The sequence below is a fragment of the Aeromonas sp. QDB18 genome (assembly GCF_027705325.1).
GTDB classification, from domain to species: Bacteria; Pseudomonadota; Gammaproteobacteria; order Enterobacterales; family Aeromonadaceae; genus Aeromonas; species Aeromonas caviae.
The window spans coordinates 1-1,781 of the sequence record NZ_JAPDBQ010000264.1 but is presented as its reverse complement, the minus strand read 5'-3'; the positions used below and the strand labels follow the sequence as shown (position 1 = coordinate 1,781).

Sequence of the window (1,781 nt, the reverse complement as noted above, 5' to 3'; positions counted from 1 at the left end):
CTACCTGAAGCAACACCGCTTATATACCCGCACACTTGGAATTATTTGAGTCTCTAAAAATGAGGGGATCTCTGAGCGCCGATGAGGCTCAGCAGATCGCTGGCCGAGCCATGGGCAATGGCGAGGGAGGCCTGATCCTCCTCGTGCAGCCGACCCCGCTTGAGCGCCAATTCCAGCAAGCCGATGATGGCATTCATGGGGGTACGGATCTCGTGGCTCATGGTCGCGAGGAAGGTGCTCTTGGCACGGTTTGCCTCCTGGGCCTCCTGGCTGGCCACCGCCAGCTCATCGAGCAGGCGTACCCGTTCGCTGACGTCAATCCAGCCCCCCACCCCCCCCCTGCACATTGCCGTCCAGATCGTAGTAAGGCTGAACCCAGTGATAGACGTCGACCCCGCCCGTCGGCAGGCCCAGACGGTGATCCCCCTCCTGGGCGCGGCGGCTGTCACAGGAAAGCACCAGATCCCCGTGCAGGGGAGCAAGAAAAGGCCAGCGCGTGCGCGCGTCGTCCAGGCCCGTGCCGAGCAGACCGACCTTGGGCTCGCCAAGGAAGCTGGCATAGCTGCTGTTGCACAGCACCAGGATCCCGTTCAGATCCCGCGCATAGATGGGGTGAGGTGTCCCGTCCACCAGATCGGCGATGAACTTGAGCTGGGTGCTCAGCGCCCCCTCCACCAGCCGCCGCTCGCGGATCTGCTTGCGCAGGGACAGCCCCCACAGGCCAACCCAGAGGGTCAACAGCAGGATCAACGCGATAAAGACCCCGAACTCCTGAATCAACTCCTGCCAGGAGACACTCTCCTGTTTGACATTGACCCGCCAGCGGTTGGAGAGCCCTTCCAGCTCATCCGGCGGAATGATGGCAATCACCTTGTCCAGAATGTCCCGCAGTACGGGATGCGCGGGGGTGACCGCCAACGCGGCACCGATGGGGATGGAATCGAACAGCTCTCCCGTGATGATCAGGCTGTCGGGGAATTTGCTGTTCACGTAGTACTTGGCCACCCGCAGCGGCAGTATGGTCACATCGCACACATCCATCGCCACACAGCGCATGGCATCTTCAATCGTATCGAACTGCCGCGACGTCAGCTTGCCGTATTCCGCCTCGATGGCCTGGGTCGAGATAAAGCCTCTGACCATGGCCACGGTGCCGGTCTTGAGCAGCGATGCAGGGGGGACCTCCCGGTGGCGCAGCCCCACCACATAGGAGAGGGGATCGAGGACAAAGGCCCGGCTGAACAGATAGCGGTTCCTGCGCTCGGCAGAAGGGCTCAACACCCCCGCATCCACCTGGCCGCTATCCAGAAACTGGGTCATCTGCTCCGGCGTCTTGGCAGGCACCACCTCGTGCTCCACCCCCAGCTTGGCTCGCATGACCTGCAGCAGATCGGCGACCACGCCGTGCATGGTACCGGTGACGTCATAGAAACTGAGGGGCGGGATGCCGCTGTTCACCGCAATCCGGATCTTCTCCCGTTTGCTCAGCCATTCCCATTGCTCGCGGCTCAGGTCGATTCTGCTGGCACCGATGGAGAGGCCCCCCCATTCCAGCGCTTGGCCACTTCCGCCCGCTTGCCCTCGAGGATCTCCCCCAGCGCGATATCCATGATCATCTTGAGTCGCCGCTCCTTGGGATTGAGGGCAAAGGCAAAACCGGCGGTATCGATATAGAGCGGCTTCAATAATTGAATGCTGCTCTGATAGGGAAGGTGCGAATAAGCGGGGAAATTCTTCTCGGCTGACTCAGTCATTTCATTTTTTCAGTTTGAGCCGATCTT

At 61.1% G+C, this 1,781-nt stretch carries 3 protein-coding genes; all 3 read right to left on the bottom strand.

Annotation, left to right across the window (positions count from 1 at the left end; genetic code table 11):
- Positions 1–53: 53 nt before the first annotated feature.
- From OKC30_RS20720 to OKC30_RS20710, 3 genes are read right to left on the bottom strand one after another with little or no spacing between them, the layout of a single operon-like run.
- Positions 54–332, bottom strand: a complete 279-nt coding sequence (locus OKC30_RS20720; protein WP_270667013.1) for a histidine kinase dimerization/phospho-acceptor domain-containing protein — start codon at positions 330–332, stop codon at positions 54–56.
- Complete coding sequence (locus tag OKC30_RS20715) at positions 316–1,458, bottom strand: transporter substrate-binding domain-containing protein (RefSeq protein WP_236729502.1); 1,143 nt, start codon at positions 1,456–1,458, stop codon at positions 316–318. Before OKC30_RS20715 ends, OKC30_RS20720 begins: the two co-directional genes overlap by 17 nt.
- Before the next feature lie 50 nt (positions 1,459–1,508).
- Positions 1,509–1,754 (bottom strand): hypothetical protein, encoded by a 246-nt coding sequence (locus tag OKC30_RS20710; protein WP_270665441.1) that lies wholly within the window; start codon positions 1,752–1,754, stop codon positions 1,509–1,511.
- Positions 1,755–1,781 lie beyond the last annotated feature (27 nt).